Here is a 22,515-nt window from a genome sequence, read left to right on the forward strand (position 1 = left end):
TGGGCGACGAGTGCAAGCCTGTGGATGAATGTCGAAACGGACCGCGTCGCGCTCGAGCTGTCCAGCACGCCCTCCGCAGCCGTTCCACATCTCACAGAGATGTGATTCCCAACTCCCGTCTGGGATCGGCTGAGTTGTCCACAGTTTCCACAGCCGTTAACACCATGACAAGAAGTATTTGAAGATTCCCGGTCCGATCACCTTGACGGTGGAAAGACCGGTGGAGGGATGCTGCGTCCCATTGGACTGGCATCGTCACGGCCTACCACTAGCATTGGAGGCCCAACCGCAGTCGAGGGAGCATCCGTGAAGTTCCACGTCAATCGCGATGTGTTCAGCGAAGCCGTGTCATTCGTCGTCAAGCTCCTTCCGCAGCGGAACCCGCAGCCGATCCTCGCGGGCGTGCTGATCGAGGCATCCGATGAAGGCCTTTCGCTCGCGGCCTTCGACTACGAGGCGTCCGCTCGCACGACGATCGAAGCGACTGTCGACGAGCCGGGCACGATCCTCGTCCACGGCCGTCTGCTCTCCGAGATCGCGAGCCGGCTTCCCAATGCGCCGATCCAGGTCGAGGTCGACGACGACGGCGGCATCCTCCTCACCTGTGGTTCGGCGCGCTTCACACTCGCATCCATGCCCGTGCAGGAGTATCCGGCGATCCCCGAAGTCACGGGCGACTCCGGTCTCGTCCCGTCCGAGGACTTCGCGACCGCGATCGCGCAGGTCGCCTTCGCGGCGTCGCGCGACGATGTGACCCCGGTCCTCACGGGCGTTCAGCTCGAGGTCTCGGGCACGGGCCTCAGCCTCGTCGCGACCGACCGTTACCGCGTTGCACTCCGGGAGATCCCGTGGGACGGCGGCGGGACGGCGTCCGACGAGTCGACAACCGCGCTGGTGCCGGCGCGCACCCTGACCGAGGTCGGCAAGACCTTTGCCCACGGCGGCGACATCTCGATCGCGTTCTCGGGTTCGGGAGACCGCGAGATCATCGCGTTCACCGCGGGCAACAAGACCGTCACCTCGCTGCTGATCAAGGGCAACTTCCCGCCCGTGCGGCGGCTCTTCCCCGAGGCGACCGATCACCACGCGGTCGTGAACACCGCAGAGCTCGCCGAAGCCGTGCGTCGTGTGTCGCTCGTGCTCGATCGGTCCGCGCCGCTGCGTTTCACATTCACGACCGACAGCGTGTCGATGGATGCCTCGGGCACCGAGCAGGCGCGGGCTACCGAGTCCGTCGACGCGAACCTGGTCGGCGAGGATGTCACGCTCGGACTCAACCCGCAGTACCTGCTCGAGTCGCTGAGCGCCGTGAAGAGCGAGTTCGTGCGCATCACGTTCACCTCGAGCGACAACGCCAACAAGCTGAGCCCGGTGCTGATCACACCGCAGACGTCCGTCGACAAGGCCGGCGCGGACTCATTCCGCTACCTGCTGCAGCCGAACCTCCTCCTGCGCTGATCCCAGCGCCCCTCCCGCGCAGCGGTCGTGAACCGACCAGGACGTCGCCGTCGCTCATTAGGCTTGAGCGGTGATCGTGGAGCAGCTGAGTCTCGTCGACTTCCGCAACTACGCGGCCGCCGACGTCACGCTCGCGCCCGGTCCCAACGTCTTCGTGGGCCGCAACGGTCAGGGCAAGACCAACCTCGCCGAGGCCATCGGATTCTTCGCGACGCTCGGGTCGCATCGTGTATCGAACGATGCCCCGATGGTGCGTGATGGAGCGGATGCCGCGATCATCCGCGCCCGTCTCGCCCACGGTGACCGCCGGGTGCTGCTCGAGGCGCAGCTGAACCGGCAGGGTTCCAACAAGGCCCGCGTCAACGGCGCGCCGGTCAAGCCGGCCGAGCTCCCGCGCTACGCGCAGGTCGTGCTCTTCGCCCCGGAAGACCTGCAGATCGTCCGCGGCGATCCGTCGGCTCGGCGCCGATTCGCCGACCAGCTCCTGGTGCAGCGTGCACCGCGCATGGCCGGCGTGCTCGCCGACTACGAGCGCGTCCTCAAGCAGCGCACGGCCCTTCTCAAGTCCGCCAAGGCACGCGGCATCCGCGGTGACGCGCTCACCACCCTCGACGTGTGGGACGACAAGCTCGTCGCACTCGGCACCGAACTCATCGATGCGCGCCTCGGTCTCGCCGCCGATCTCGCCGAGCCGCTCGCCGCGGCGTACGCCGCGATCGCCGGAGCAGACCACCGTCCCGAGGCCGTCTGGGCGTTGTCGGTCACCGGCGGAGATCCCGAAGAAGGCGCGGACGCACCCGCGGCCGCGGCATCCGGCTCCCGCATCGCGGATCTCTTCCGCCAGGCGCTGGCCGCGCGCCGCACGGCCGAGCTCGAGCGCGGTCTCACCCTGGTGGGTCCACACCGTGACGACCTCGTACTCCGCGTGCGTGGACTGCCGGTCAAGGGCTACGCATCGCACGGTGAATCGTGGTCGGTCGCGCTCGCGCTGCGGCTCGCCTCGGCCGAGCTGCTGCGCGCGGAGTCGCGCCTCGGAGACCCGGTGCTCATCCTCGACGACGTGTTCGCCGAGCTCGACGCCGATCGCCGCGCGCGCCTCGCACAGCTCGCCGGCGGATACGAGCAGGTCGTCGTGACCGCCGCCGTGGAAGAAGACGTCCCGTCGGCGCTGCGCGCGCGGATCGTCCGTGTCGAGGCGGGCACGATTCTGGAGGCGACGGATGCCTGATCCTGACGTCCACGCCGAGGGCGAAGCATCCGCTCCCTCCTCCGGATCCATTCCCGAGACCGTCGCGACCTACCTCCGCCTGCGCGGGCTCGAGCCGTCGGCGCGATCCTTCCGCAAGCGCCGGCGCCGGGTGGTCGACGACGAGAACGCTCCCTTCACGCCCGGGCGTGACCCGCGCGGCGTCGGGGATGTGCTGGCGGCGCTCACCCGCGAGGCGGGCTGGGACAAGGAGCTGGCCCGCGAAGACGTGGTGCGGGCCTGGTCGGATGTCGCCGGCGAAGACACCGCGCGGCACACCAGGCCGGTCGCGTTCTCGGAGGGCACGCTCACCGTCCAGGCCGACTCGACGGCCTGGGCGAAGCAGCTCCAGCTGATGCGCGCGCACATCCTCTCGGAGATCGTCCGGCGGTTCCCCGAGGCGGGGGTCGACGCGATCCGGTTCATCGGGCCGGACGTCCCCTCCTGGAAATGGGGTCCCAGAACGATTCCAGGGCGTGGCCCGCGCGATACCTACGGATAAGTGACGGTCGGAGCTGTCTAAGGGAATTTCAGAGCCTCACAGAGGCGTGTAACGCTCGTGCTGCCCGTGTGAACCGATAGACTGTCGGGGTCCCTATCGAAGGATCCGGAGACCCCGCGAAGATGACGTCCGACACCCCCGACAACGTTCCTGAGGAACCTGAAACGCCTAACCGGGCTCCCAGCGAATACGGGGCAGACGCCATTCAGGTGCTCGAGGGCCTCGAAGCCGTCCGCAAGCGACCCGGCATGTACATCGGGTCGACCGGTGAACGCGGTCTCCACCACCTGGTGTACGAGATCGTCGACAACTCTGTCGACGAGGCGCTGGCCGGGTACTGCGACACCATCGAGGTGACGATCCTGCCCGACGGCGGCATCCGTGTCGTCGACAACGGCCGCGGCATCCCCGTCGACATGCACCGCAGTGAGGGCAAGTCGACCGTCGAGGTCGTCCTCACCGTGCTGCACGCCGGCGGCAAGTTCGGTGGCGGCGGCTACGCCGTCTCGGGCGGTCTGCACGGTGTCGGCTCATCCGTCGTGAACGCCCTCTCGTCGCGCCTCGAGGTCGAGGTCAAGCGCCAGGGGTCGGCGTGGCGTCAGTCGTATCGCGACGGCGGCCAGCCCCAGGCTCCGCTCGCGAAGGCCGAAGACACCGATGAGACCGGCACGACCATCGAGTTCTGGCCCGACGACACGATCTTCGAGTCGGTCCACTTCGACTACGACACGCTGCGCACGCGCTTCCAGCAGACCGCGTTCCTCAACAAAGGGCTGCGCATCATCCTCAGCGACCAGCGTCCCGGCTCGGCCTACGTCGCCGACGCGAAGGACGGCGGTTCCGAGGAGCGACAGCCGCACGACGACTTCCTGTACGAGCGCGGTCTCGTCGACTACGTCGAGTACCTCAACAAGGTGCGTCACGCTGAGGTCGTCAACGACGAGATCATCGAGATCGAGTCGGAAGACACGATCCGCCACATCTCGCTCGAACTCGCGATGCAGTGGACCACAAGCTACACCGAGAACGTGTTCACCTTTGCGAACACGATCAACACGCACGAGGGCGGCACGCACGAGGAGGGCTTCCGCGCCGCGCTCACCACGCGCATCAACGCGTACGCGCGTGACAAGAACTTCCTCAAGGAGAAGGACGACAACCTCACCGGCGATGACATCCGCGAGGGTCTCACCGCCGTGATCTCGGTCAAGCTCTCCGAGCCGCAGTTCGAGGGCCAGACCAAGACCAAGCTCGGCAACACCGAGGCCAAGGCGTTCGTGCAGAAGGTCGTGGGCGACCAGCTCGCCGACTGGCTCGACCGCAATCCGGTGCAGGCGAAGCGCATCATCACGAAGGCGGTCGACGCGGCAACTGCCCGACTGGCTGCTCGCAAAGCCCGCGAGACCGCGCGCCGCAAGAGCGTGTTCGAGTCGGCGGCCATGCCCGACAAGCTCAAGGACTGCACGAGCAAAGATCCGTCGATCAGCGAGATCTTCCTCGTCGAGGGCGACTCGGCCGGCGGTTCGGCGGTCTCCGGCCGCGACCCGCACACGCAGGCGATCCTGGCCCTGCGCGGCAAGATCCTCAACGTCGAACGCGCGCGCCTCGACAAGGCTCTGTCGAACAAGGAAGTCCAGGCGATGATCCAGGCCTTCGGCACGGGCATCGGCGAGGACTTCGACATCGACAAGGCGCGGTATCACAAGATCGTGCTGATGGCCGATGCCGACGTCGACGGCCAGCACATCACCACGCTGCTCCTCACCCTGCTGTTCCGCTACATGCGCGGACTCATCGAGGCCGGCTTCGTCTACCTCGCCATGCCGCCGCTGTACCGGCTCAAGTGGACCAACGCAGCGCACGAGTACGTGTACTCCGACAAGGAGCGCGACGCGCTCCTCGCGGACGGTCTCGCGAACGGCAAGCGGATCCCGAAGGACTCCGGCATCCAGCGCTACAAGGGCCTCGGCGAGATGAACGCGAAGGAACTGTGGGAGACCACGATGGACCACACCACCCGCACGCTGCGGCAGGTGACCATCGACGACGCGGCGGCGGCCGACGAGGTCTTCTCCGTGCTGATGGGCGAGGACGTGGAGTCCCGCCGCACCTTCATCCAGCGCAACGCGAAAGACGTCCGCTTCCTCGACATCTAGCGTCTCGCGCGGCGGAAGCATCCATCGCGCGCACGCGGAGCGACACGAAACGCAGAGAACGAAAGACGAGAGATGGCAGAAGACGAGCGTCCGGACCTGAACGCGGACCACGAGCACGGCCGCATCGATCAGGTCGACCTGCAGCTCGAGATGCAGCGCAGCTACCTCGACTACGCGATGGCGGTCATCATCGGCCGAGCGCTGCCCGATGTGCGCGACGGCCTCAAGCCCGTGCACCGCCGCGTGATCTACGGCATGTATGACGGCGGGTTCCGTCCCGACAAGTCCTTCTCGAAGTGCGCGCGCGTGGTCGGCGAGGTGATGGGCCAGTACCACCCGCACGGTGACAGTGCGATCTACGACGCGCTCGTCCGCCTCGTGCAGCCGTGGTCGCTGCGATACCCCCTCGCGCAGGGTCAGGGCAACTTCGGCTCCCCGGGGAACATGGGCGCCGCCGCTCCCCGGTACACCGAGACGAAGATGGCTCAGCTCGCGCTCGAGATGGTGCGCGACATCGAGGAAGAGACCGTCGACTTCCACGACAACTACGACGGGCAGACCCAGGAGCCGTCCGTCCTGCCCGCGCGATTCCCCAACCTCCTCGTCAACGGCTCGGTGGGCATCGCGGTCGGCATGGCCACGAACATCCCGCCACACAACCTGCGCGAGGTGTCGGCCGGCGCCCTCTGGGCGCTCGAGCATCCGGATGCCTCGCGCGAGGAACTCCTCGACGCGCTCATGGAGCGCATCCCCGGGCCCGACTTCCCGACCGGTGCTCAGATCCTCGGTACCAAGGGCATCCGCGAGGCGTACCGCACGGGCCGCGGTTCGATCACCATGCGCGCGGTCGTCGCGATCGAAGAGATTCAGGGTCGCACGTGCCTCGTGATCACCGAGCTGCCATACCAGGTCAATCCCGACAACCTCGCGGTGAAGATCGGCGATCTCGCCCGTGACGGAAAGATCACGGGCATCGCCGACATCCGTGACGAGACGTCGGACCGCACCGGCCAGCGCCTGGTGGTCGTGCTGAAGCGCGACGCCGTTGCGAAGGTCGTGCTGAACAACCTCTACAAGCACACGCAGCTGCAGGACAACTTCGGCGCCAACATGCTGGCGATCGTCGACAACGTGCCGCGCACCCTGCCGCTCGACGGCTTCATCACGCTGTGGCTCGAGCACCAGATCGAAGTGATCGTGCGGCGCACGACGTTCCGTCTGCGTGAGGCCGAGAAGCGCATGCACATCCTGCGCGGCTACCTCAAGGCTCTCGACGCCCTCGATGAGGTAATCGCGCTCATCCGTCGGTCTCCGACGGTCGATGACGCGCGCGAGGGACTGAAGAAGCTCCTCGAGATCGACGACGACCAGGCCGACGCCATCCTGCAGATGCAGCTGCGTCGCCTTGCCGCCCTCGAGCGTCAGAAGATCGTCGACCAGGCCGCCGAGCTCGAGACGCTCATCGCGGACTACAAGGAGATCCTGGCCAAGCCCGAGCGCCAGCGCGCCATCGTCCGCGAAGAGCTGACCGCGATCGTCGACCGGTTCGGCGACGACCGCCGCACGCAGATCATGCCCGGCTACGACGGCGACATGTCGATCGAGGACCTGATCCCCGAAGAGGAGATGGTGATCTCGGTCACCCGTGCCGGCTACATCAAGCGCACGCGCAGCGACAACTACCGCTCGCAGCACCGCGGCGGCAAGGGCGTCAAGGGGGCGCAGCTGCGCGCCGACGACGTCGTCGAGCACTTCTTCGTCACCACGACGCACCACTGGCTGCTGTTCTTCACCAACAAGGGTCGCGTCTACCGGGCGAAGGCCTACGAGGTGCCGGAGGCCGGCCGCGATGCGAAGGGCCAGCACGTCGCCAACCTTCTCGCACTGCAGCCGGATGAAGAGATCGCACAGATCCTCGACATCCGCGACTACTCGGTGGCGACGTACCTCGTGCTCGCCACGCGGAACGGCCTGGTGAAGAAGACCCGTCTCACCGATTACGACACCAACCGCCAGGGTGGCATCATCGCGATCAAGCTGCGCGGGAACGGCGGCGACGACGAGGAGGCGACCGACGAGCCGAGCGGCCCGGAGGACGAGGTCGTCAGCGCGCTGCTCGTCGACGAGGGCGACGACATCCTGCTCATCAGCCGCCACGGCATGTCGCTGCGGTTCTCGGCGACCGACGGGGCTCTCCGCCCGATGGGTCGTTCCACGTCCGGAGTGAAGGGCATGGACTTCCGCGCCGGCGACACGCTGCTCTCCGCGTCGGTCGCGCGCGACGACCAGTTCGTGTTCGTCGTGACCGAGGGCGGCTACGCGAAGCGAACCGAAGTCGCCCAGTACCGACTGCAGAACCGCGGCGGACTCGGCATCAAGGTGGCGCGTCTCAGCGAGGATCGCGGCGATCTCGCCGGTGGGCTGATGGTCTCCGAAGACGACGAGGTCCTTGTGGTTCTTGCCAGCGGCAAGGTGGTACGCTCTGCCGTGGCCGAGGTCCCAGCCAAGGGCCGCGACACCATGGGTGTCGTGTTCGCCCGTGCCGCCGACGAAGATCGCATCATCGCGATCGCACGAAACGGTGAGCGGGGCTTGGCCGACAACTCAGAGGCCGCCGACCAGGAGTCCGGCACACCCCCCGAGGCCTCTCCCGAGACCCCCGAAGAGAGTACTGACGCATGAGCACGGTAGCCGACAAGCTCGCCAAGAAGTCCACCCACCGCACGTCCGCCAAGCAGGTCCGCCTGCGCCTGGTGTACATCGACTTCTGGTCGGCCGTGAAGCTGTCGTTCCTCGCCGCGATCGCGATCGCGGTGGTGACGGTGGTGTCGTTCGTCCTCGTCTTCTTCGTTCTGCAGGCGACCAACGTGATCACGCGCGCCGACGAGTTCTTCGGCAACTTCACCGATGGCACCATCCTGCTCTCGAACTTCGTGAGCCTGCCGCAGGTGCTGGCCTTCTCGGCGATCGTCGCGATCCTCAACCTCATCGTGGTGACGGTGCTCGGTGCTGTGCTCGCCGGAATCTACAACCTGGCGGTCAAGGTGACGGGCGGCCTGCTGGTCGGCTTCACCTCGAACTGACACCTCTTCACCGAACGGGCCCGATCGACGATCGGGCCCGTTCGTGCGTCCGCCCCCGATTCGTGAAAACGGCCAGGGTCGGGTAAAGTCTCTGAGGTTGATGACGCGAAAGCGTCGCAGCAGACGGGGCTATAGCTCAGGCGGTTAGAGCGCTTCACTGATAATGAAGAGGTCCCAGGTTCAAGTCCTGGTAGCCCCACCAAATCCACAGCCCCGGGGCCTTAGCTCAGTTGGTAGAGCGCCTGCTTTGCAAGCAGGATGTCAGGAGTTCGAATCTCCTAGGCTCCACAACGCGAAGAGGACCGGCCCCCGACGGGTCGGTCCTTCTCCCGTTAACGGGCACTCAATGGACCTGCCCGTGTCGCGGAAAGCGTTTGTCGAAAACGTCCCCCAATCGGTGGACATTATGTATGTCCCACACAACGGATGCCCCATACCGGTGTTCCGTCGTCTGATTTCGACGACAGCATCTCAGCGCGCGACGTACGAGCAGCGATAAACCTTCCTCACGAACTTGGGGCACAGATAGTTCGACTGGGAAGGGGCAAGCAGATGTACTGGTCATGGATGAGGCTCGCAGCCGCGGCCGCGGGGCTGTCAGGTGCAGCCGCCGGCTATATCGTCAATGTCGACCGTGCGACCCGGCAGGGACAGGACCTCGCGGTCGTCCTCGCGAACTACTTCAGCATGTTCACGATCGTGTCCACGCTGATGAGCGTCGCCGCTCTGACCGCAGCAGCGGTGTGGGCGCGGATGCACCCGAACACGGCGCGCGAGCCGCTGGCGATCGCACTCGCGATGGGCGTCGTCACCGCTCCGATGTTGCTGCTCGGCGTGGTCTACAACATCCTGCTGCGAGGTGGACCGAGCGGTGCCGCACTGGGCGACTCTGCGGGGATCGCGATGCTCGACTCATACGCGATCGAGATGCTGCACGTGGTGCTGCCGCTGTACTTCCTGGCAGACCTGCTGTTCGCCCCCAAGCGTCACAGCATCCCGTGGTGGGGGCTGGCCGCGTTCGCCGCCTACCCGCTGACCTGGCTGCTGTACACCATGGTCCGCGGCGAGCTGGTCGCCGACCCGTCCGGCACATCCCCGTTCTGGTACCCGTACCCGTTCCTCGACCCGCACGGTCCCGGAGGGTGGGGTTCGGCGCTCGTCTACATCGCCGGGATCTTCGGGGCGTTCGTGGTGATCGGTGCCGGCATCATCGCGATCGACCGCTACCGCGAGCGTCGCAGCTCGCGCCGCACCACCTCGACGACTCCGACGATCGGCGCTGTCGCAGCGTGAGCCTCGCACCGGCGGACCCCTCCCGTCCGCGAAGGGGTTCGCCGGTTAGGCTGAAGCATGGACCTGCGCGTCGCGGCCTATGCGGTCGTCATGGACGGTGACGGCCGGCTGCTCCTCGCGCACTGGAACGAGGGCCGCCGCGCGGCGTGGACGATGCCCGGCGGCGGCCTCGAACCCGGCGAGGATCCCGAGCGTGCCGCGTGCCGCGAGGTGCGCGAAGAGACCGGCTACAAGGTCGCGATCGACGAACTGCTCGGCATCCATTCGCGGGTCATCCCTCCGGGACGTCGCCTCACCCCCGGCGTGACCGAGCCGCTGCACACTCTGCGCATCGTCTACCGCGCGCACGTCATCGGCGGCAAGCTGCGCAACGAGAAGAACGGGTCGACGGATCGTGCGAGCTGGTTCCCGCTCGCCGAGGTCGACGACCTGCAGCGCGTCAAACTCGTCGACATCGCCCGCGAGATGGCCGGGATCTGAACGAGCGGATGCCGCTACCCGGCGGCCTGTGAGATGTCGGCCACGGTCGCGCCGTAGGCCGAGATCAGATCATCGGCGTCGACGAAGAGACTGTACCCGTGGGCACCCGCCCCCATCGCGACGCGCTGACCCACCATCTGCTCGTCCGCGTAGACGGGCCAGTCGTGCGTGCTCCCGATCGGGACGATCGTTCCCCGCTCATACCCGGTCGCCTCGAGAGCGCGCTGCGGGTCGGGCAGCTGCAGTTTGTTGACCCCCACCACGGCCCGGAGCTTCGGCCAGGAGATCGCACGATCGCCGGGCACGAGCGCGAACAGGTAGGTGTCGTCGCTGCGCTTGACCACGAGAGTCTTCACGATGCCCGCAGGGGCGATGCCGAGGATCTCGGCCGCCTCGGCGAGGCTGTCTGCGGCGGGACGCTCGCGGATCTCGATGTCGAGGCCGCGAGCGGATGCCGCGTCTTTCACCCGGTCGAGGGGATCAGGCATCCGGTGCGCGCAGCGGGTCGTCGGCCACCCACAGCTCGTCGTCGGCACGGAGCGTCTGCCACGCGGCGTACAGCACGCCGAGAGCGGCGGCGACACCGAGGATGATGGCGATGACGCCACCGGCGCCCATGCCCTTCTTGACCGGTGCCGGCGCAGGCTTCTTGAAAGCCGAGAAGTCGAAGCCGCGGCCCGACGCCAGGCGGGAGCGCGTGTCGTTCGCGGCATCCCACACCGACATGGCAGACCCGACGACGGCACCCGCCGCGGGGATCACCGTGCTGTTCACGACGCGCTTGCCCTTCTCGACGTAGGGCGCGGCGTAGGTCTCGTAGCCGGCGGCGACGCGGGGCTTGACCTGCTCGCGGTTCAGGTGGCCGAGCTGCCGGCCGGCTTCTCGGGCGACCGACGCGGCCTCACCGACCAGGACCTGCTGCGACTCCCACAGGCTGGTCGCCTGTGTCTGGAGCTTGCGGAGTTCCTTCTTGCGCTTGCGGCTGAGGCTCACGATGCCCTCCTGATCGAACCGGGGATCTGGTTCGATCCATCTTGCCAGACCTGCGCAGAGGCGGGAGGGGTTGCACAGAACTCTGGAAGAATGTAGCAATGCCGATTCCCACCGCTGTCGCCACTTTCCACACCAACTACGGCGACATCGTCGTCAACCTCTTCGGTGACCACGCACCGCGCACCGTCCAGAACTTCATCGGCCTCGCCGATGGAACGGGTTCCTGGACTCACCCTGCCACCGGCAAGCCCGGCGAGGGTCCCCTCTACAAGGACGTCGTCTTCCACCGCATCATCTCGGGCTTCATGATCCAGGGCGGCGACCCGCTCGGCCAGGGCGTGGGCGGACCGGGCTACACGTTCAACGACGAGATCAGCCCCGAGCTCACCTTCACCGAGCCGTACAAGCTCGCGATGGCCAACGCCGGTCTGCGCCGCAACGCGATCACGGGCAAGGCCGAGGGCACCAACGGCTCGCAGTTCTTCATCACGGTTCCCGGCCAGGGCGGGCGCGGCCCCGAGTGGCTGCAGGGCAAGCACACCATCTTCGGCGAGGTCGCCGACGACGCCTCGAAGGCCGTCGTCGACACGATCGCCGAGGTGCCGACCGCCGCGGGCGACCGCCCGATCGAGCCCGTCGTGCTGCAGTCCGTGGACATCGCCGCGGCCTGAGGCCGCTGCCGCGTCGTGACCGCTGACGATCTCCGTCGCAACAGCGACAACTTCTGCTACCGGCACCCCGATCGGCAGAGCTTCGTGCTCTGCCAGCGGTGCCTGCGCACGATCTGCCCCGAGTGCCAGACTCCCGCTGCAGTGGGCGTCATCTGCCCGGAGTGCCTGCGCGACCAGCAGAAGGCAGCCTCACCCGCACAGCGGAAGGCGGAGCGTCGGTGGTCACGGTCGCGCCCGGTGGCGGTGGCCGACACACGGCCGCTCGTTACCTACTCGATCATCGGGATCACGCTCTTCGTCTACCTGCTCACGCTGATCCCGGGCATCGGCTCGACCATTCAGCAGAACCTGCTCTACTTCGGGCCGGCGCTGTACCCCGAACTCACCGGGCGCTTCGAGCCGTGGCGGCTGCTGACGGTCGCGCTCGTGCACGGCAGCTTCTTCCACGTCGGCCTCAACATGCTGGCGCTGTGGATGATCGGCCGCAGCCTCGAGCCGCTGCTCGGGCGCTGGCGGTTCGTCACGCTGTACCTGCTGAGTGCGCTCGGCGGCTCGGTGGCGGTGACTCTGCTGTCGTTCCTGACACCGGTGGTCGGAGCATCCGGTGCCATCTTCGGGATCTTCGGGGCGCTCTTCGTGATCGGCCGGCACATCGGCGCCAACATCGGCGGCATCGCCATCATCCTCGCGGTGAACCTGGCCATCGGGTTCGTCCCGGGATTCAACGTGTCGTGGCAGGCTCACGTCGGCGGCCTGCTGACCGGTCTGCTGGTGGCGTTCATCTTCACCCGGACGCGGTCGCGTGAGCGCCGCGGGCTTCAGATCGCGCTGCTCGTTGCGGTGTTCCTCGGGCTCGTCGCACTGCTGCTCGTGCCGGTGTTCGCGCCCGGTCTCGTGCTGCGCTGACGAGAGTTATCCACAGGTTCATCCACACATGGGGATGAATCACACCGGTGTAATTCACACCTGTCAACAACGTTGTCAACAAGTCCGCGCAGCGAAAAGCCCCGGTCTCGCCGGGGCTCTTCGATTCGTCGCGGGCGTGCGGGCTATCGCCAGCGAGTGGTCATCAGGAAGCCGAGGAAGGCGATGCCGAATCCGATCACGAGGTTCCAGGCGTCGATGCCGGGGATCGGGTAGCGCATGCCGCTCAGGTAGAAGACGAGCACCCATACGAGTCCGACCAGCATCAGGCCGATCATGATCGGCTTGAACCACACCGGGTTGGGTGCAGCTTCGCCTTCTGCGCGTTCGACGAGCGAGTCGTCCTCTTTGCCGGGTCGTGCCATGCGAGAAGTCTAACTGCCAGGCGCCCCTCAGCGTGCGCTGGCTAGAATCCAGCTGTGGAGGAAGCTGTCGCCGGCGGCCTGGGGGATGCCGGACCCCGTCGCTCACGCGCGCGTGCGCGGCCGCGCACGTCCGTCGTCGGCGTCCTCGGCGAACTGCTCATCACCGCCGGAGTCATCGTGCTCCTCTATGTCGTCTGGCAGCTGTGGGTCGGCGACCTGATCTACGGCGCCGAGCGAAACGCCACCGGCCACGAGCTCTCGCAGGAGTGGGCCGAGGCGTATCCGGGCACCAATGAGCCCGACGCCACCGCCCCCGATGAGCCGGTGACGGCCGAGCCGATCATCCTCGATGAGCCCGGCGACGGTCAGCGCTTCGGCGTGATGCACATCCCCCGCTTCGGCGCCGATTACGCCGTGCCGATGGCAGGCGGGGTGTCGCGGCCAGTGACGCTCGATCCGATCGGCATCGGCCACTACCCCGGCACGAGCATGCCGGGTGAGGCCGGGAACTTCGCGGTCGCCGCCCACCGCACGACGTGGGGCAAGCCGTTCAACCGCATCGCCGATCTCCGCGTCGGCGACGCCATCGTGGTCGAGACCGCGGACGGGTGGTACACCTACCGCTTCCGCACGCTCGAGTACGTGACGCCCGATGAGGTCGAGGTGCTGCTGCCCGTGCCGCAGAAGCTCGACGTGCCCGCCGGAACGAGCTACATCACCATGACCAGCTGCAGCCCCATGTACTCGCTCGCCGAGCGTATCGTCGCCTATGGCGTGTTCGAGTCGTTCACCCCGCGCTCCGCCGGAGAGCCCGCGTCGCTGGCGGTGATCGCCTGATGTACGCCGCGCTGTGGCGGATCCTCCCCGGTCCCTGGTGGGTGCGGGTTCTGATCCTCGTGATCCTTGCAGCGGCGGTTCTCTACGGCCTGGTGTTCTACGCGTTCCCGTGGGTCAGCCAGTTCGTCAACCCGCAGGAAGTCACGGTCGAGTGACCGCATGCCGATGAGCCCGTCGCCGATCCTCGTCGTCGACAACCACGACAGCTTCGTCCACACGCTGGTCGGGTATCTGCACGAGCTGGGCGCCGACACCGACCTGGTCGAGGCGGACGCCGTAGCCGACCCGGCTGCGCTGATCGCGCCCTACCGCGGCGTGCTCGTCTCCCCCGGGCCCGGCACGCCGGCCGACGCCGGCGCGTCGATCGCGGTCGTCCGTGCGGCCGCCGGGCGCGGCATCCCACTCCTCGGTGTCTGTCTCGGACACCAGGCCATCGGCGAGGCCTTCGGGGCCACCGTCGATCATGCGCCCGAACTCATGCACGGCATGACGTCGCCGGTGCACCACGACGGCAGTGCGCTGTACAGGGGTCTCCCCGACCCGTTCACGGCCACCCGCTACCACTCGCTCGCCATCGTGCCCGAGACGCTGCCCGACGAGCTGCTCGTGACGAGCCGCACGCCGGAGGGCGTGATCATGGGCGTTGCGCATCGCATCGCGCCCATCGTCGGGGTGCAGTTCCACCCCGAGAGCGTGCTCACCGAGGGCGGGCACCGGTTGCTGGGCAACTGGCTGGAGACGGTCGGCTACCCGGATGCCGCGTCCCGCGGCGCCGCGCTGAGCCCGCGGCGCTGATCCAGACGCCAGCCCGGCGCACGCCTATTCGCCCGAGCAGAACCCGAGTTCGATCGTGGAGTGGACGGGCACGTCGCCAGGCGCTAGGGACTGCGTCGACACGGTCGGCGGCGCGGCGGCGGGGCACGACGGATCTTCCTTGGTCGTCACGGTGAGCTCGACCGCCTCAAGGTCGCGCTTGGCCCCCTCGACGGTGTAGCCGGTGACGTCGGCGATCGTGACCTTTCCCGAGGCGACGACGATGTTCACGACCGTGCCGACGGCGACGCTCGCCCCCTCGGTCTGATCGGCCGAGATGACGGTGCCGGCAGCGAGGGCGGCGTCGTTGCGCTGCGTCACCGAGCCGAGCGTGAGCCCGGCGTCCTCGAGCGCGGCGGACGCGGCATCCTGTCCGAGACCGGTGAGGGCGGGGACGGTCGCCATCTCCTGCCCGAGCGAGACGTAGACGGTGATCGCCTGGTCGGGGTTGACCGACGCTCCCGCTTCCGGGTCGGTGCCGATGACGATCCCCTCCGCCACGTCGCCGTTCTCGACGTCTTCGCGAATCGAGAGCAGCTCGTTGTCGAGGAGCTCCTGATTCGCGCGGTCGTACGTCATACCGGCCACGTTCGGCACGAGCCGGGCATTGGCGGGCACGTTCTCGGCCGGGTTGATCGAGAGCACCCAGAACAGGATCGAGATGAGCAGCACGGCCAGCACGCCGACGCCGGCCCAGATCCACGCGACCGGCGGACCGGCCTGCGTGCGCTTCATGGTCGTGTCGGTGCTGAGCTGACGGAGCGACCGCGCGGTCTCTGCGGCCTGCTTCGGGTTCGGCCCGTACAGCTCGCTGGTGAGCGCGCCGACCTGCCGCTTGCTGGGCGACCGACCGTCGATGGTGGCGTCGAGCGCCTCGCGGAAGCTCGCCGCGTCCTGGTAGCGCTGGTACGGATCCTTGGCGAGGGCGCGCAGGGCGACCGCGTCGAGCGACCGCGGCACGGACTCGTTGACCTCTGACGGCGGCAACGGCGCTTCGCTCACGTGCTGGTAGGCGACGGCGACCGGCGACTCGCCGCGGAACGGCTGGCGGCCGGCGAGCAGCTCGTATAGGACGACGCCGGCAGAGTACAGATCGGCCCGCGCATCGACGGGTTCGCCCTTGGCCTGCTCTGGCGAGAAGTACGCGGCCGTGCCGAGGATGGCCGTGGTCTCGGCGACGGTCGACGAGCTGTCCGACACCGCGCGCGCGATGCCGAAGTCCATGACCTTCACCTGTCCGGCGTGGGTGACCATGACGTTGCCGGGCTTGATGTCGCGGTGGACGACACCGGCGCGGTGGGAGTATTCGAGCGCTTCCAGGATGCCGTCGACGTAGCGCACCGCATCGGCGACGGGAACCGGCCCGGCCGCGATGATGTCCTTCAGCAGAGAGCCCTTGACGAGCTCCATGATGATGTACGGCACGGGGTGGATCGAGCCGTCGGGATAGGTCACGGTGTCTTCGCCCGCGTCGTACACGCGCACGATCGTCGGGTGGGCCATGCGCGACGCGGCCTGCGCCTCGAGGCGGAACCGGGTGCGGAAGGTGTTGTCGCCGGCGAGCTCGCGGTCGAGGATCTTGATCGCGACGGCACGACCGAGCGTCAGGTCGTAACCCCGGTAGACGCTGGCCATGCCACCGCGCCCGATGAGCTCGTCGATGCGATAGCGCCCCGAAAGCACGCGCGGCTCAGCAGTCACAGTCTCTCCCTGCGTGGTCAACAGCCAGACTAGCCGAGCGGAGGGGCCGCGCCGTCCGGCGTCGACCCCTCGCGAGCCTCAGGGCGTGCCGCCCTCGCCGCCCTCGCCGCTGTTGTCGCCGCCGTCGGCGGGCGCCTGGATCGTCGCGCTCGCCTCGGGAGACGCTCCCGACGTGCGCTCTCCCGACGGACCGCCGCTGCAGGTGACCGTGTAGGTCACGAGCACGTTGCCCGACTGATCGTTCGGCACGGTGACCTGCGCCGACCGATCGGCCTGGCCGAACGACGACGTGGACTGGCCGTTCGCGAACGTGCCCTTCACTGCGGTGAGGTTGTATGCGCTCACCGATCCTTCACCGGGCGGGCAGGTGTACTGCGGCCAGGTGACGTTGATCGTGCCCCCCGGCGCCACCTCGGCCGCATCGAATGCGGGGGCGGACGGCGCCGGCATCGGCGTCTGCGGACCGTAGGCGGTCAGGTTGATCGTCGTGCCCTGCTCGACGCGCCCGGTGGGATTGACGTCGTAGACCAGACCCTGGTCGGCCTCGGTCGGCGCGGCGTTGCCTTCGGCGCAGTTGGCGACGAGGTCGGCACCCTCGACGATGGCGCGCGCGTCGGCGCACGTCTTGCCCATCAGTCCGAGTGCGCTCACGTCGACGCGCTCCGCGGTGGGTGTCGGGGTCGGGGTCGGGGTCGTCGGAGTGACGGAGGGCGTCGTTGCGGTGGGTGTGGTCGGCCCGGGGCCGGGGTCGTCCTGGTTCGCGAAGATCGCCCAGAGCGTTCCGCCGAGCACGAGCAGCAGCAGCACGATCAGCGCGATGAGCGGCCACGTCCACGGGCTGCGCTTCTTCTTGGCGGGCTCTTCTTCGACCTCCACCGCGTCGGCGTCGCCGGCGGGGAGCAGCATGGTCGCCGCGCCGGTGGCTCCACCGGCGGTGAGGACCTGCGTCATGTCGTCGCCGACCGCGGAGCCGGTGGCGATCGCAGGGACGGCCGCGGCGGCGGCTGCGACATCCCCCCGGCGGAGCGCGGTCGCGGCACGCGCGACAGCGGCGGCCGACGCGGGCCGGTCCTCGGGCTTCTTGGCGATCATCGCCATCACGAGGTTCTGCACCGGCACCGCCACCGTCGGCGGCAGCGGCGGCGGCTGCTCGTTGATCTGCGCCATCGCGATGGCGACCTGCGACTCACCCGTGAACGGACGTTTGCCGGCCAGGCACTCGTACGCCACGATGCCGAGCGAGTAGGTGTCGGTGGCGGGGGATGCCGGGTGCCCGGAGGCCTGCTCGGGCGAGAGGTACTGCACCGTGCCCATGACCTGACCGGTCGCGGTGAGCGGCACCTGGTCGGCGATGCGCGCGATGCCGAAGTCGGTGATCTTCACGCGACCGTCGGGCGTGATCAGCAGGTTGCCCGGCTTGATGTCGCGGTGCACGAGCCCGGCCGCGTGGGCGGCCTGGAGCGCGGCGGAGGTCTGGGCGACCACATCGAGCGTCTTGTCGGTCGACAGCGAGCCGTCGCGTTCGAGGATCGTCGAGAGCGCCTCGCCCGGAACCAGCTCCATCACGAGGAAGGCGCTGCCGTTCTCCTCGCCGTAGTCGAAGACACTCGCGATGCCCTCGTGGTTCACGAGGGCCGCGTGCCGGGCTTCGGCGCGGAAACGCTCGAGGAACCCGGGATCGCCCATGTACTCGTCTTTGAGGATCTTGATGGCGACCGTCCGTCCGATGACGTGGTCGGTCGCCTCCCAGACCTCACCCATGCCGCCGATCGCGATCCGCGAATCAAGCTCGTAGCGGCCGCCGAAGGTCACGCCCTGCGTCGGTCTCATCTGCCCAGCACCGCCTCCATGACCTTCTTTGCGATGGGCGCGGCGATGGTGTTGCCGCTCCCTGCCTGACCTTGCCCGCCGCCGTCTTCGACGACGACCGCCACGGCGACCTGCGGGCTCTCCGCGGGCGCGAACCCGGTGAACCACAGCGTGTATGGATCGTCCGGGCCGTTCTCCGAGGTACCGGTCTTACCGGCCACGTCGACGCCCTCTATTCTTGCACCCGACGCCGCGCCATCACTGACATTGGCGACCATCATCGCAACCAGCTCCTCGGCGATGCCCTCGTCCAGCGCCCGGCCGTACTCCGAGCTCTCGTACGTCTGCTGCACCGACAGGTCGGGACCGATCACGCGGTCGACCATGCGCGGATTCATCACGAGTCCGCCGTTGGCGATGCCGGCCGAGACCATCGCGATCTGCAGCGGCGTCGCCGTGACCTGACCCTGACCGAAGCCGGTCAGAGCCGTCTGCGCGTCGTCGAGCGCCCGCGGGTAGCTCGACGGCGTCGACACGAGGGGCAGTTCGAACGAGAAGTTGAAGCCGTACTTCTCGGCCTCCTCGCGGATCGCGGCATCGCCGAGCTCGACGGCGAGCTCAGCGAACGGGATGTTGCAGCTGAGGCGCAGCGCGTCGGCGAGGGTCACCGTCGCTCCCGGGCCGCACGTGCCGCCGCTCGCGTTGTGCACCACGCTGCTCGACTGCGGCAGCTGGTACGTCGCGGGATTCGGGAACGTCGACTCGGGTGTGTAGTTCCCCGATGCCAGCGCGGCCGACGCGACGACGAGCTTGAACGTCGACCCGGGTGGGTTCAGATCGCCGCCGATCGCGCGGTTCGACAGCGGCTTGCCCGGGTCGGCCACGAGCGCGTCGTAGGTCGCGTTGACCTCGGTGGTGTTGTGCGCGGCGAGCAGGTTCGTGTCGAAGCTGGGGCTCGTCACCATCGCGAGCACGCGTCCGGTGGACGGCTCGATCGCGATGATGCCGCCCTCGAGGTCGCCCAGCGCCTCGTACGCGGCGCGCTGCACGGCCGCATCGAGCGAGAGCACGACGTTGGATCCGCGCGGCGGCTGGCCGGTGAAGATCCGCTCGATCCGCGACAGGAACTGCGAGCCCGCGGTGCCGCTCAGGTACGAGTTCATCGCCTGCTCGATGCCGGTGGACGAGCCGAGCGCCGGGTTGATGTAGCCCGTGACGGGTGCCCACATGTCGGCGTCGGTGTACACGCGCTGCCAGCTGTAGACGTCGTCCGACGCGACCGACGACGCGATCGCGGCGCCGCTGGCGATGATCGAGCCGCGCTGCACCTCGAACGAGTCGTACAGCGCGCGCGTGTTGCGGGGATTCTGCGCGAGCTCCTCCGCGTTGACGACCTGGATCCAGCTGGTGGAGCCGAACAGCGCGAGGAACATGATCAGCATCAGGATGCTGAGACGGCGGAGTTCTTTCGTCACGACTCACTCCCCCCCGGAACGTCTTGCGTTGCCGGAAGCAGCGCCGCGCAGCGGTCGAGCGCGTTCATCCGATCACCACCCGGGGGCGACTGCGGACGGCATCCGAGATGCGCAGCAGCAGCGCGACGATGATCCAGTTCGCCACGAGCGACGAACCGCCGGCCGCGAGGAACGGCGTCGTCAGACCGGTGAGCGGGATGACGCGGGTCACGCCGCCGACCATGATGAACACCTGCAGGGCGATCGTGAACGACAGGCCCGTCGCGAGCAGTTTGCCGAAGTCGTCCTGGCCGGCGAGTCCGATGCGGATGCCGCGGCTCGTGAAGACCATGTAGAGGCACAGGATCGCGAACACGCCGACGAGCCCGAGCTCCTCGCCGAGCGCCGGGAGGATGTAGTCGCTCTCGGCGACGGGCGTGAGATATGGACGGCCCTGGCCGAGACCGGTGCCGATCAGACCGCCCTGAGCAAGGCCGAAGATGCCCTGCACGAGCTGATAGCTGCCGCCGTTCGCGTCGATGACCTCGGGGTTGAAGGCATCCAGCCAGTTCGTGAAGCGCCCGTTCACGTAGGACAGCACCTGCGACGCGAGCAGCGCGCCCGCGGCGGCCAGGGCCACACCGATGAGCACCCAGCTGGTCTTGCCGGTGGCGACGTAGAGCATTGCGACGAACATGCCGAAGATCAGCAGGCCCGTGCCCAGATCGCGCTGCATCACGATGATGCCGAGCGAGATCAGCCAGATCACGAGAAGGGGACCGAGTTCACGTGCCCGCGGCCAGGTCACGCCGAGGAACCGCGTGCCGACCGACGTCAGGCTCTCGCGCGTGCGCACGAGGTAGCCCGCGAAGAAGATCGCGAGGGCAATCTTGGCGAGCTCGCCCGGCTGGAACGAGAAGAAGCCGAGCGAGACCCACACGTCGGCGTTCGCGTCGGTGCCGAGGCCCGGGATGATCGGCAGGATCAGCAGGCCGATGCCCACGAAGCCGAAGATGTAGGTGTAGCGGAAGAGCACGCGGTAATTGCGCAGCAGCAGCACCACGAGCACGGCGCCGATGAGGGCGATCGCGGCCCACGCGAGCTGACGGGTCGAGAACGCCTCCCAGCCGTGGCGGTCGCGCGCGATGTCGATGCGGTAGATCATCGCGAGGCCGAGGCCGGTCAGGAGGGTCGCGATCGGCACGACGAAGGGGTCGGCGTCGCGTGCGCGCAGACGCAGCACGATGTGCAGCGCGACGACGAGCGCGGTCAGCCCGCCGCAGTAGACGAGGAAGGTCCAGTCGATCGCGTCGGTGGCGCCCAGCTGCACGAGCGCGACCGCGGATCCGTTGATCGCGAAGGCGAACACCAGCAGCGCGAGCTCGCGGTTGCGCTGCGTCTGCGGCACGCGGATGCGCCGCAGGGCGCGCACGACCGCAGTGTCGGTGGAGACCGCTTCGGTTGCGGTGGTCGGGCCGCTCATCCGCCTCCTCCCGCGGTTTCACTGATGGACTGCACGATACGACGCGCGTCTGAGAGAGAACTCGCCGAGATGGTCTGCTCGACGGTCGCCCGTGCGAACTCCGACAACGAGTCGAGCGGGATCTGCGTGTCTTCGTACGGCGTCGAGAGCGAGATCGGGCCGATGCCCTGCTGCACGCCCTGGAAGATCACGACGGTGTCTTCGTCAGCGCCGACGTAGTAGCGGGTCTGGGTCCACTGGTAGCCGATCCACAGCGCGCCCGCGAGGATCGCGAGCACGAGCAGCACACCGACGAACCAGCCGATCCGGCGCCGGCGCACGCGGCGGCGGTCCTCTTCGATGAGCTCCTCGAGGAACTCGGCCGCAGGCTCGAAGTGCGTCGGCTCGTTCGCGGCCTGGCGGTTCGGGTGCAGCCAGCTCGTCCGCCCGGGGCGCGCCGCGGGCACGTCGACTCCGACCGGGTTCGACGCGGAGCCGACCACCGTGGGGGTGCCGGAGAAGAGTGGATGCTGGCCACCGACGTCGACGATGACGATCGTGACGTTGTCGGGGGCGCCGCCGTCGAGCGCCTGCTTCAGCAGGTTGTCGGCAGTGCGGCCGGGCGCCACCCCCATGGCGAGGGCCTTCGACGTGTGCGAATCGTCGACGACGCCCGAGAGTCCGTCGGAGCAGAGCAGCCAGCGATCGCCCGGCTGCGTCGGCATGATGAAGGTGTCGAGCTCGGGATCGGGGTCCATGTCGCCGAGCACGCGCATCAGCACCGAGCGACGGGGGTGGTAGCGCGCTTCTTCGGGTGTGATGCGTCCCGAGTCGACCAGCCGCTGCACGAAGGTGTGGTCGGTCGTGATCTGGGTGAGCGCGCCATCGCGGAAGAGGTAGATGCGGGAGTCGCCGATGTGGGCGATGACGGCGTAGTCATCGACCATCACGAGTGCGCTGACGGTCGTGCCCATGCCGGCCAGCTCCGGGCGGTCGTGCACGGTGTCGATCAGCTGGGTTGCGGTGTCTCCGATCGCATCGCGCAGTTCCCGCTCCGCCTCGGCCGTCGATCCGTAGGGCCGGTCGAGAGTCTGGAGGCGGGCGATGGCGAGGCTCGACGCGACGTCGCCGCCGGCGTGGCCGCCCATGCCGTCGGCCACCACGAACAGGTTCGAGCCGGCGTACCCGGAGTCCTGGTTGTTGGAGCGCACCTTGCCGGTGTGCGAGATGGCGGCGCTCGAGCCCTGGAAGACCATAGGTGGTGGTGC

The 22,515-nt window shown here is 68.1% G+C and carries 21 protein-coding genes and 2 tRNA genes; 15 read left to right on the forward strand and 8 right to left on the reverse strand.

Features of this window, described 5'->3' with window-relative positions; translation table 11 throughout:
* Positions 1–306 precede the first annotated feature (306 nt).
* The 10 genes from dnaN (at position 307) to MK786_RS07205 (ending at position 10,218) form a co-directional block, all read left to right on the forward strand.
* Complete coding sequence (gene dnaN, locus MK786_RS07160) at positions 307–1,458, forward strand: DNA polymerase III subunit beta (protein ID WP_241111542.1); 1,152 nt, start codon at positions 307–309, stop codon at positions 1,456–1,458.
* Between the two features lie 70 nt (positions 1,459–1,528).
* Positions 1,529–2,686, forward strand: coding sequence for a DNA replication/repair protein RecF (gene recF, locus MK786_RS07165; protein WP_241111543.1), 1,158 nt, complete (start codon positions 1,529–1,531; stop codon positions 2,684–2,686).
* Positions 2,679–3,206: a DUF721 domain-containing protein gene (locus MK786_RS07170; RefSeq protein WP_241111544.1), complete on the forward strand. Its 528-nt coding sequence runs from the start codon at positions 2,679–2,681 to the stop codon at positions 3,204–3,206. The genes recF and MK786_RS07170 overlap by 8 nt, the downstream gene beginning before the upstream one ends.
* Before the next feature lie 122 nt (positions 3,207–3,328).
* Positions 3,329–5,362, forward strand: coding sequence for a DNA topoisomerase (ATP-hydrolyzing) subunit B (gene gyrB / locus MK786_RS07175; RefSeq protein ID WP_241111545.1), 2,034 nt, complete (start codon positions 3,329–3,331; stop codon positions 5,360–5,362).
* 72 nt (positions 5,363–5,434) lie between these two features.
* The gene (gene gyrA, locus MK786_RS07180) at positions 5,435–8,044 is read left to right on the forward strand and encodes a DNA gyrase subunit A (protein WP_241111546.1); all 2,610 of its coding nucleotides are present in this window, start codon (positions 5,435–5,437) and stop codon (positions 8,042–8,044) included.
* Positions 8,041–8,445, forward strand: a complete 405-nt coding sequence (locus MK786_RS07185; RefSeq protein ID WP_191764977.1) for a DUF3566 domain-containing protein — start codon at positions 8,041–8,043, stop codon at positions 8,443–8,445. The genes gyrA and MK786_RS07185 overlap by 4 nt, the downstream gene beginning before the upstream one ends.
* 125 nt (positions 8,446–8,570) lie before the next feature.
* A tRNA-Ile gene (locus tag MK786_RS07190) sits at positions 8,571–8,647 on the forward strand.
* 13 nt (positions 8,648–8,660) lie between these two features.
* A tRNA-Ala gene (locus MK786_RS07195) sits at positions 8,661–8,733 on the forward strand.
* A gap of 279 nt (positions 8,734–9,012) precedes the next feature.
* Positions 9,013–9,738: a Pr6Pr family membrane protein gene (locus MK786_RS07200; protein ID WP_241111547.1), complete on the forward strand. Its 726-nt coding sequence runs from the start codon at positions 9,013–9,015 to the stop codon at positions 9,736–9,738.
* Positions 9,739–9,795: 57 nt separating this feature from the next.
* Positions 9,796–10,218, forward strand: coding sequence for an NUDIX hydrolase (locus MK786_RS07205; RefSeq protein WP_241111548.1), 423 nt, complete (start codon positions 9,796–9,798; stop codon positions 10,216–10,218).
* Between the two features lie 14 nt (positions 10,219–10,232).
* Here the strand turns inward: MK786_RS07205 and MK786_RS07210 are convergent, their stop codons facing one another.
* Positions 10,233–10,706 (reverse strand): YbaK/EbsC family protein, encoded by a 474-nt coding sequence (locus MK786_RS07210; protein ID WP_241111549.1) that lies wholly within the window; start codon positions 10,704–10,706, stop codon positions 10,233–10,235.
* Positions 10,699–11,211 carry a DNA helicase gene (locus MK786_RS07215; protein ID WP_241111550.1) on the reverse strand — a complete coding sequence of 171 codons (513 nt, stop codon included), beginning with the start codon at positions 11,209–11,211 and terminating at the stop codon, positions 10,699–10,701. Before MK786_RS07215 ends, MK786_RS07210 begins: the two co-directional genes overlap by 8 nt.
* Positions 11,212–11,309: 98 nt before the next feature.
* Between MK786_RS07215 and MK786_RS07220 the strand changes: the two genes are divergently transcribed.
* Complete coding sequence (locus MK786_RS07220; RefSeq protein ID WP_191764987.1) at positions 11,310–11,882, forward strand: peptidylprolyl isomerase; 573 nt, start codon at positions 11,310–11,312, stop codon at positions 11,880–11,882.
* A 15-nt stretch (positions 11,883–11,897) separates the two neighbouring features.
* Entirely contained in the window at positions 11,898–12,788 is an 891-nt protein-coding gene (locus MK786_RS07225) for a rhomboid family intramembrane serine protease (RefSeq protein ID WP_241111551.1), read from the forward strand.
* A 143-nt stretch (positions 12,789–12,931) separates the two neighbouring features.
* Here the strand turns inward: MK786_RS07225 and MK786_RS07230 are convergent, their stop codons facing one another.
* Complete coding sequence (locus MK786_RS07230) at positions 12,932–13,171, reverse strand: cell division protein CrgA (RefSeq protein ID WP_191764991.1); 240 nt, start codon at positions 13,169–13,171, stop codon at positions 12,932–12,934.
* Positions 13,172–13,225: 54 nt separating this feature from the next.
* Here MK786_RS07230 and MK786_RS07235 point away from each other — a divergent pair, with 54 nt between their 5' ends.
* From MK786_RS07235 to MK786_RS07245, 3 genes are read left to right on the forward strand one after another with little or no spacing between them, the layout of a single operon-like run.
* The gene (locus tag MK786_RS07235) at positions 13,226–14,008 is read left to right on the forward strand and encodes a class E sortase (RefSeq protein WP_241111552.1); all 783 of its coding nucleotides are present in this window, start codon (positions 13,226–13,228) and stop codon (positions 14,006–14,008) included.
* Entirely contained in the window at positions 14,008–14,163 is a 156-nt protein-coding gene (locus MK786_RS07240) for a hypothetical protein (protein ID WP_191764993.1), read from the forward strand. The genes MK786_RS07235 and MK786_RS07240 overlap by 1 nt, the downstream gene beginning before the upstream one ends.
* Before the next feature lie 4 nt (positions 14,164–14,167).
* On the forward strand, positions 14,168–14,803 hold the full coding sequence (locus MK786_RS07245; RefSeq protein WP_374200442.1) for an aminodeoxychorismate/anthranilate synthase component II: 636 nt from the start codon (positions 14,168–14,170) through the stop codon (positions 14,801–14,803).
* Positions 14,804–14,827: 24 nt separating this feature from the next.
* Here MK786_RS07245 and pknB read toward each other — a convergent pair whose 3' ends face one another.
* The 5 genes from pknB to MK786_RS07270 all read right to left on the reverse strand — a co-directional run bounded on the left by pknB (position 14,828) and on the right by MK786_RS07270 (position 22,503).
* Positions 14,828–16,504, reverse strand: a complete 1,677-nt coding sequence (gene pknB, locus MK786_RS07250) for a Stk1 family PASTA domain-containing Ser/Thr kinase (protein ID WP_308220029.1) — start codon at positions 16,502–16,504, stop codon at positions 14,828–14,830.
* A 96-nt stretch (positions 16,505–16,600) separates the two neighbouring features.
* Entirely contained in the window at positions 16,601–18,352 is a 1,752-nt protein-coding gene (locus MK786_RS07255) for a serine/threonine-protein kinase (RefSeq protein WP_241111553.1), read from the reverse strand.
* A complete protein-coding gene (locus MK786_RS07260; RefSeq protein WP_241111554.1) occupies positions 18,349–19,806 on the reverse strand; it encodes a penicillin-binding protein 2 in 1,458 nt (485 codons plus the stop codon). Before MK786_RS07260 ends, MK786_RS07255 begins: the two co-directional genes overlap by 4 nt.
* A 64-nt stretch (positions 19,807–19,870) precedes the next feature.
* Entirely contained in the window at positions 19,871–21,268 is a 1,398-nt protein-coding gene (locus MK786_RS07265; RefSeq protein ID WP_241111555.1) for an FtsW/RodA/SpoVE family cell cycle protein, read from the reverse strand.
* Positions 21,265–22,503, reverse strand: coding sequence for a PP2C family serine/threonine-protein phosphatase (locus MK786_RS07270; RefSeq protein WP_241111556.1), 1,239 nt, complete (start codon positions 22,501–22,503; stop codon positions 21,265–21,267). The genes MK786_RS07265 and MK786_RS07270 overlap by 4 nt, the downstream gene beginning before the upstream one ends.
* Positions 22,504–22,515 lie beyond the last annotated feature (12 nt).

The organism is Microbacterium sp. CFH 31415 (genome assembly GCF_022538185.1).
In the GTDB taxonomy this organism is placed as follows: Bacteria; Actinomycetota; Actinomycetes; order Actinomycetales; family Microbacteriaceae; genus Microbacterium.

Coding starts and splice junctions, on each gene's coding strand:
- MK786_RS07170 (WP_241111544.1), top strand. CDS start 2,679: ATGCCTGATCCTGACGTCCACGCCGAGGGCGAAGCATCCGCTCCCTCC.
- gyrB (WP_241111545.1), top strand. CDS start 3,329: ATGACGTCCGACACCCCCGACAACGTTCCTGAGGAACCTGAAACGCCT.
- gyrA (WP_241111546.1), top strand. CDS start 5,435: ATGGCAGAAGACGAGCGTCCGGACCTGAACGCGGACCACGAGCACGGC.
- MK786_RS07185 (WP_191764977.1), top strand. CDS start 8,041: ATGAGCACGGTAGCCGACAAGCTCGCCAAGAAGTCCACCCACCGCACG.
- MK786_RS07200 (WP_241111547.1), top strand. CDS start 9,013: ATGAGGCTCGCAGCCGCGGCCGCGGGGCTGTCAGGTGCAGCCGCCGGC.
- MK786_RS07205 (WP_241111548.1), top strand. CDS start 9,796: ATGGACCTGCGCGTCGCGGCCTATGCGGTCGTCATGGACGGTGACGGC.
- MK786_RS07210 (WP_241111549.1), bottom strand. CDS start 10,706: ATGCCTGATCCCCTCGACCGGGTGAAAGACGCGGCATCCGCTCGCGGC.
- MK786_RS07220 (WP_191764987.1), top strand. CDS start 11,310: ATGCCGATTCCCACCGCTGTCGCCACTTTCCACACCAACTACGGCGAC.
- MK786_RS07230 (WP_191764991.1), bottom strand. CDS start 13,171: ATGGCACGACCCGGCAAAGAGGACGACTCGCTCGTCGAACGCGCAGAA.
- MK786_RS07240 (WP_191764993.1), top strand. CDS start 14,008: ATGTACGCCGCGCTGTGGCGGATCCTCCCCGGTCCCTGGTGGGTGCGG.
- MK786_RS07245 (WP_374200442.1), top strand. CDS start 14,168: ATGCCGATGAGCCCGTCGCCGATCCTCGTCGTCGACAACCACGACAGC.
- MK786_RS07255 (WP_241111553.1), bottom strand. CDS start 18,352: ATGAGACCGACGCAGGGCGTGACCTTCGGCGGCCGCTACGAGCTTGAT.
- MK786_RS07265 (WP_241111555.1), bottom strand. CDS start 21,268: ATGAGCGGCCCGACCACCGCAACCGAAGCGGTCTCCACCGACACTGCG.
- MK786_RS07270 (WP_241111556.1), bottom strand. CDS start 22,503: ATGGTCTTCCAGGGCTCGAGCGCCGCCATCTCGCACACCGGCAAGGTG.